This window comes from Mesobacillus sp. (assembly GCF_049588175.1).
In the GTDB taxonomy this organism is placed as follows: Bacteria; Bacillota; Bacilli; order Bacillales; family Cytobacillaceae; genus Mesobacillus.
Genome location: NZ_JBAVFI010000635.1, coordinates 1 through 7,397 on the forward strand (window position 1 = coordinate 1; position 7,397 = coordinate 7,397).

General features: G+C 38.0%; 7 protein-coding genes. 2 read left to right on the forward strand and 5 right to left on the reverse strand.

Features of this window, described 5'->3' with window-relative positions:
* The 3 genes from WB217_RS15255 to WB217_RS15265 all read right to left on the reverse strand — a co-directional run.
* Nucleotides 1–1,360, reverse strand: a 1,360-nt coding sequence (locus tag WB217_RS15255; RefSeq protein ID WP_423994091.1) for a penicillin-binding transpeptidase domain-containing protein, incomplete at its 3' end; no start/stop codon positions are given.
* A 132-nt stretch (nucleotides 1,361–1,492) separates the two neighbouring features.
* On the reverse strand, nucleotides 1,493–2,713 hold the full coding sequence (locus WB217_RS15260) for an MFS transporter (RefSeq protein ID WP_423994092.1): 1,221 nt from the start codon (nucleotides 2,711–2,713) through the stop codon (nucleotides 1,493–1,495).
* Nucleotides 2,714–2,873: 160 nt separating this feature from the next.
* Entirely contained in the window at nucleotides 2,874–3,482 is a 609-nt protein-coding gene (locus WB217_RS15265) for a superoxide dismutase (protein WP_335431149.1), read from the reverse strand.
* Between the two features lie 400 nt (nucleotides 3,483–3,882).
* Here WB217_RS15265 and WB217_RS15270 point away from each other — a divergent pair, with 400 nt between their 5' ends.
* On the forward strand, nucleotides 3,883–4,575 hold the full coding sequence (locus tag WB217_RS15270; RefSeq protein ID WP_423994093.1) for a Crp/Fnr family transcriptional regulator: 693 nt from the start codon (nucleotides 3,883–3,885) through the stop codon (nucleotides 4,573–4,575).
* Between the two features lie 69 nt (nucleotides 4,576–4,644).
* Here WB217_RS15270 and WB217_RS15275 read toward each other — a convergent pair whose 3' ends face one another.
* The gene (locus tag WB217_RS15275; protein WP_423994096.1) at nucleotides 4,645–5,127 is read right to left on the reverse strand and encodes a DUF456 domain-containing protein; all 483 of its coding nucleotides are present in this window, start codon (nucleotides 5,125–5,127) and stop codon (nucleotides 4,645–4,647) included.
* Between the two features lie 83 nt (nucleotides 5,128–5,210).
* Nucleotides 5,211–6,875 carry a Na/Pi cotransporter family protein gene (locus WB217_RS15280; protein WP_423994094.1) on the reverse strand — a complete coding sequence of 555 codons (1,665 nt, stop codon included), beginning with the start codon at nucleotides 6,873–6,875 and terminating at the stop codon, nucleotides 5,211–5,213.
* 186 nt (nucleotides 6,876–7,061) lie between these two features.
* Here WB217_RS15280 and WB217_RS15285 point away from each other — a divergent pair.
* On the forward strand, nucleotides 7,062–7,397 hold a 336-nt coding region (locus WB217_RS15285; protein WP_423994095.1), incomplete at its 3' end, for a DUF1189 domain-containing protein.

Sequence of the window (7,397 nt, forward strand, 5' to 3'; positions counted from 1 at the left end):
TGTATACGTTAGAGGACACTTTCAATGCATTACGGTCATCAAGTGTACCCAATCCAGCTTTCCAGGATTTCTTTGGATTCGTTCCTTTAATTTTAATCGGTGTATCATAAAAAGAAGTTCCTGGCTGAATTGCCCCTGTTTTGAAGCCTGTCAGGATTGTTGCTCCTTTTACAGCCGAGCCAACATTATAAGACGTGGTAAAATTACCGCTTGCAAAGTCTTGCATAATGGTTTTCCCTGTCTTTTCATCCTTTTCTATTTGTTTACCTGCAAGTGTGAGGATTTCTCCTGTATTTGGGTCCATCAATACTACAAAAGCCCTGTCCAAAAGACGGGTTCTTGGCTGCTGTTTTGCTTTTAATAATTCCTCTTCAATTATTTTCTCCACAGCTAACTGCAAATCCATATCTACTGTTAAAACCAGGTCCTTGCCACGCTGGCCTTCGGTAATTACCTTTGTATCAAGGACATTTCCCGCTTTGTCAGTAATGTTTTTGACCTTTGCTTTTTGACCATGCAGTACATCTTCATATTGCTGCTCGATATAACTAAGGCCAACACGATCGTTCCGGCTATAATCACGTGATAGATAATATTCAAGCTTTTCTTTAGGCAGCCCTTTTTCAGAATCACTTACTTTTCCAAGTATCGATTTCAGCGTTTTATCGAAAGTATAATCCCGCTCCCAGTCTGTAGTTGTATCGACGCCCGGAAGCATTTCAAGGTTCTCACTTACAATCGCGAATTCTTCAGGAGTAACATCCTTTTTGACGATTTGCGGAGAAAGTGCGTAACCACTGATTAGTTCACGGAAGATTGCAAGGATTTCTAGATCTTCATCAGACAATTCTTTTAATTCCATATCTGTGATCCGGTCTAGCTGAAGATTATAGATCGCCTTGTCATCCAGCTTTTTTTCATCATACAGATCCCATTCTTCTTCCTTTATTTTTTCCTTTGCTCTTTCTTCATTCCTTAAAATCCAATAATCTTTTTTATCTCTTTCTCTTACCTTTTTTAAATCTTCTTTTGTATCTTTTTTAATCAAATTTGCAAGACGCTCAGCTACCATCAGCATTTCCTTTGTGTCAGTGCTCTGGCTTTTTGTATAAGTAATGGCCTTGCTTGGTATATTATCGACGATTGTTTTCATATTCCGGTCATACATCTTCCCTCTTGGAACCGGATTATTTACAGTAACATCTTCGGTACGTTCGATTTCTCTTTTAAAATCTTCACCATATACTATTTGAACAATGCCCAGCCGTAAAATCAGCATTGAAAATAACATAAAAACGGCAAAAAACACCATATTCAGCCTGAATGGCACATGCGTCTTTTTCTTTTTCTTTTTATTCAAGCCTCTCCCACCTCTTCAGTCTGTATGTCCGTACATAAGGACTAAGCTTTATTTTATCGAAAAAACTCGAATTTTACTATCATGAAACGTCATAAGAAATTTTTTCCATAATAAAAAACCGGGAAATCCCGGTTATGCTGGAGCTTTTAGATTGATTTGCCGGATGAATAAATAAATGAGTGTGTGCCCGCTTCCAAGAATAACAAGAAGAATTGGGATGATTCTCTCTTCATTGAATATAGTGATCGCTCCTAAAAATAATAAAATCGAAAAAATTCTGCCCATATTCAAAAATAACTCTCTTACCACTATATATTCGATTCTCATTTCAGCAGCCTTCCACCCTCTTCCTATCACATCATATGTCATGGAAGAATAAGGAACGAGCAGCAATGGATAAGCAACTGCAATCAGAGCCGCATATAACAATAAACGGGTATAGGTTGGATCAAAGACAATCAGGAATATTGCTATAAAAAGCATCAGACCGCCGATAAGTATTGCTTTTTTCCTTAACTCTTTTTTCAGCATTCTTGAAACAAAATAATAAGCAAGAAACGAAATTCCTGAATTAATCAATCCGTATGTTCCGAGCGCCATCTCACTATCAGTAGCTATGAAAACAAAAACAGAGACGATAAAAACGAACACTCCCTCTCTTAATCCCTGGAAAAAATGCGCGTTTGTAATTAATCTCCAATTTTTATCATGTTTCCTCTCAGTAATGATACGCTGGAACCAATACTTTCCATGGGCTGGTCTTCGTTTTAAAGAAAAACTTAAAAATACAGCTACAGCAAATAGTCCTAGAGAAAGACCGAATACGACTGTATATCCGGTGAATTTTTCGAGTCTAGAAATGATAAAACCGGCTGCAAATGGTCCGATCATTCCCCCTACTGATCCGAGAATACCTAGAAAACCATTAAAAAAATCCCTGGTATCTGGTTCTGTAATTTCAAATGTCAGCACGTTATAGGCAAGCCAATAAAAACCATAGCCCATACCTAGCAAAGCACCTAGCAGAAGTAAATAATCCGAAGCTCTTGTTCCAACAAACAACACAGTCACATAAAACAAAGCTAAAGATATGACTCCAATTCGGAGTACAATCACTCTGTCTACTTTTTTAGCCCATCTCCCCGCAAGGATAAAGGTCAATGGCTGAGCCACCACAATTGATAAATTATACAACCCTAAATCGGCAAGTTCTCCTGATTGCTTCCATAAGTATATATTTACAAAGGTATTAGAAAGGGCAATGCTCAATGAGTACAATCCCCCGATAATCAATAGGAGCGTTAAATCCTTTGTAAGTTCGATATCTCCTAATAATTTGTTTACTTTGCTCATGATCTACTCCCCTTTTCTCTAGGGTAGTTTCTAACAAAGTAAACACCGTTATGCAGTTTTTCGCCATTGTAATCGAGAGTCATGTGACGGGCACACATCAAAATAAAACACAAAGAAGGCTGCAATTGACTGCAGCCTTCCTTTTTAAAACAATATTACATTACTTTGAAGCGTTGTAACGGTTGTTAACTTCTTCCCAGTTTACAACATTCCAGAAAGCGCCAATATATTCTGGTCTTCTGTTTTGGTAATTCAAGTAGTACGCGTGCTCCCATACATCAAGTCCAAGAATAGGAGTCTTTCCTTCCATTAAAGGAGAGTCCTGGTTTGGAGTGCTAGTCACTTCTAGTTCTCCATTGTTAACTGCTAACCAAGCCCAGCCAGAACCGAAGCGAGTAGTAGCAGCTTTTGAGAATTCTTCCTTGAAGCCTTCGAAGCCACCGAATTTAGCGTTGATTGCTTCAGCTAATTCTCCAGTAGGCTCGCCGCCTCCGTTTGGAGAAATTACTTGCCAGAATAAAGAATGGTTAGCATGTCCGCCGCCGTTATTGCGGACAGCAGTGCGTGCAGCTTCAGGAACTGCGTCAAGGTTAGAAATTACTTCTTCAACAGTTTTTGAAAGAAGCTCTTCATTGCCTTCCAAAGCGTTGTTAAGGTTTGTAACATAAGTATTGTGGTGCTTAGTGTGATGAATATTCATTGTTTCCTTGTCGATGTGTGGCTCAAGTGCATCGTATGCATACGGTAATTGCGGTAATTCAAATGCCATTTTAACATCCTCCTATGTATCGTGGTACACTTTCTTGAACAAATCTATCTTATTATTCAGACATTAGAATTGTTCTAAAAGCGCTTCATCATTAGATTACCAGAGAACGGTAATCGATTCAAATAAAATGCTTTAAACCAACGAAATTAAAATCCCCATTAATTATGTGTTTTATGCTAAATCATTCACTACTTAGAAAATATGGCCGGAATACATCGCCTGGATTTAACAAGAATAAAGTTTTCGAAAAATCGTCAATATTTCACAAATGGCTTTCTGTCAACGATTAATATCGCATCAGGCATAAACAGATACCAAATTATACCAAAATACTATTGACATGGTTTTAACAATTCTTTTAAATCAAAAGTGTAAAGGCATTACTAAGGAGACGATCCTGTTGGATAAAAATATTTCATTATACAGTTTAATTTTACAAAACTTCATTGATAAGGAAACAATCCAAAAAATCAAACCCGACACAATACTATTTCAGGAAGAAGAAAATGTAAACCATGTTTATATCATCGTGAGCGGCAGTGTTTCTGTAGGCCGTGTTCATATGAAAGGAAAGGAATTCATCCTAAAAATCTTAAATGGCGAAGAAATGATTCTTGAATATGAGCTGTTTAAACATTCACCGCGTTATCATTTTTCTGCCAAGACACTTACTGAGTGTGAAATTCTAATGATTAAAAGAGAACAATTCGAAGAACTTATCATTAATGATCAAACAGCAATGAATGCACTTGTCAATTGGCTTAGCACCCGCTATTTAAAAGCACAGATGAAATGCCAGGATTTAATTATGAATGGCAAAAAAGGCGGCCTTTACTCGATTCTGATTCGTTTATGCAATAGCTATGGTGTGATGACTGATGAAGGGATCCTGATTGATTTGCCACTCACGCACCAGGAGCTGGCCAACCTTACCTACGGTACTCGGGAAGTCGTCCAAAGAATGCTGAAGGAATTACGTGAAAAAGACATCATTTCATACGACCAGCTTAAGTTTACTATAAAAAACATTGCTTACTTAAAACGAGAAGTGGATTGCCAGAATTGCTCATTCGAGATTTGCGGGCTCAATTAAAGAAGAAAAATCGTGCTGTGCAGGCACGATTTTTTTAATAATAGTAACATTTTGCTCATTTTCTCCCTGTTAAAGAACCAGGAAAAAGAAGTAAATCAGCATGACTGCCTGAATGATTCCCTTAGTAACCACACTGCTAATAAATCCGATCACTGAACCGAAGCCAATTTTAATCGCATCATTTAAATTTTTCTTATTAACTATTAGTTCTGCTAGTGCTGCTCCTAAAAAAGGACCGATAATAATTCCCAGGAATGGGATTAAAAAAGGACCTACAAGCAATCCAATCGTACTCCCCCAAATGCCTGCTTTACTTCCGCCATATTTTTTCACACCAATTATATTAGCGATATAATCAGCGCCAAACAACAGGATGACAAACAGTCCCTGAACAGTCCAGAATATCCAGTTAAACGGATCGAACGAAAAAAAGACTCCATACATTACAAAGCCGCCTAATAATAAAAGGACACCTGGCAAAATCGGAAAAACCAAAGCTGCAAAACCACCTGCGAATAACAAACCGATTATTATCCAATAAATAGAATCCATCATTTTACCATTCCTTCTCAAGCAAATTAGACCCTGATTTGCATAAAAAAATAAGCAAGGGCATCCCCTCACTTATTTTACCACTATTTCTGATCTCCCAAAACGTATTCAGCGATATTAACTGCATGATCTCCAATCCGCTCAAGATTGCTGATAATATCAACAAAGACGATTCCTGCCTGACCAGTGCATTTTCCTTCATTCATGCGCAGGATATGCTGCTTTCTAAGTGTACGTTCCATGCTGTCTATATCATTTTCTTTTTTTACAACGTCTATAGCGGCTTCATGATTCTTCTGATCCAATGCTTGCAATGCTTCTTCAACGGTCTTGACAGTAAGGCTGAACATGGTTTCAAGGTCGTCCATTGCTGAATCAGTGATTTTTACTTTATTAGCCTGCTGATATTCAACCAATTCTATGATATTTTCAAAATGATCACCGATTCTTTCAATATCACGAACAGTGTCAATCAGCATACTGTGTTCTTCAGATTCATGCTCAGATAATGAGCTTGTTGCTAAATCTACTAGATAATCGGTTATCTTGCGATCTAGATTATTGACTGCTTCCTCAAGCTGATATGCACTTGAGGAATGCTTTGTATTTTTGGTCTTTAAGAATTGATTCGTTTCTTCAAGGCCTTTTAAAGCGAACTTACCCATGCGCAGCACTTCCTCCTTCGCCTGGCCAAGTGCGATTGAAGGAGATTGTTCGATAAACACGGGGTCGAGGTGCTGTGCTTTATAATCGATGATCGCATCTTCACCTGGAATAAGCTTCGTCACGACAATAGCCAAGCCAGCGACAAACGGAAGCTGGATAAGTGTATTGGTTGTATTAAATATTCCGTGAGCGAACGCTATCGTCAATTCCGGGTTTAATCCCAGGCTGTCCCTAATCATCTCAATGACATAGGTAAAGGGGCTGAGCAGGATCAAGAAGATCGTTGTTCCAATAAGGTTAAACAATACATGTGTTGCAGCAGCTCTTTTGGCAGCTACTGAGGTACCTATCGCCGCAAGGATAGCGGTTATCGTTGTTCCAATATTATCTCCAAATAAAACTGGTAAAGCACCATCAAGATTGATTAAACTTTCAGCATGCAAACCTTGGAGAATCCCAATAGTTGCACTTGAACTCTGGACAATAACAGTAAACAACGTTCCAATGAGAACTCCAAGTATTGGGTTCGAGCTAAGTTCTACGGTTAATTCGTGAAAAGATTCCAGAGAACGGAGCGGTTTCATTCCTCCGCTCATCAATTCCAAACCATAAAATAACGAACCAAATCCAAAAACAATCTGGCCAACATTATGTATTTTTTTATTTTTAAAGAAGAATAAAAGAATTGATCCTAACGCAATAATTGGTAAAGCATACTCACCTACATCTATTCCAATGATGAATGCTGTGATAGTTGTGCCAATGTTTGCTCCCATAATGACTCCAATGGCCTGACGCAGCGTCATAAAGCCCGCACTTACGAGTCCCACTGTGATAACAGTCGTAGCTGAACTGCTTTGCACCAATACAGTAACAATCAAACCTGCTAGTACTCCCATTACAGGATTGGTTGTAAAACGATCCAGTACACCTCTTAATCGCTCGCCCGCTGTTTTTTGCAGACCATCACCCATAAACTTTATGCCATATAAGAAGATTCCAAGGCCGCCAAAGAATTCAAACAGCATTTGTTGTAAATTCAATTCCACTATTCCAACCCCTAGATTGATTTCGACAAACATCTACAAACACACATCATTATGAAGCAAATATTAAGTGAAAGTAAATGGTTTATGAAACGAATTTACAATACCTTAACAAAGTGAGGCATTGTTACAAATTTGTTACAAGTCCAGTTTAAAATGCTTGTGCAACCATAGTCGAAAATATAAAATAGGAAGCGTGAATCTATTAAAGGACGTGTATTGATGAATATTTTTACTCAATTTGCCAAAAGCATATATTCGCCAAAAGATATTGCGTTATTTCGCTTTCAAGGCATTGGGAAAACGATTTTATATGTATTTCTGCTAACCTTAATTTCAGTTATTCCAGCTTCTTTTTATACTGCTCAGGCAATCAATGATGCAGTAAACTCTGTGAAAGAAACAATGGAATCGAAATTACCCTATTTTACAATAGAAAATGGTGTACTCCTATCAGAACTCAAGGAGCCTCTTACCATTAATAATGGAAGTATCACGATAATTTTTGATTCTACTGGCGCAGTAGAACAAAAAGATATGGCAGGAATGGAATCTACC

Coding starts and splice junctions, on each gene's coding strand:
- WB217_RS15260 (WP_423994092.1), bottom strand. CDS start 2,713: ATGAGCAAAGTAAACAAATTATTAGGAGATATCGAACTTACAAAGGAT.
- WB217_RS15280 (WP_423994094.1), bottom strand. CDS start 6,875: ATGTTTGTCGAAATCAATCTAGGGGTTGGAATAGTGGAATTGAATTTA.
- WB217_RS15275 (WP_423994096.1), bottom strand. CDS start 5,127: ATGGATTCTATTTATTGGATAATAATCGGTTTGTTATTCGCAGGTGGT.
- WB217_RS15265 (WP_335431149.1), bottom strand. CDS start 3,482: ATGGCATTTGAATTACCGCAATTACCGTATGCATACGATGCACTTGAG.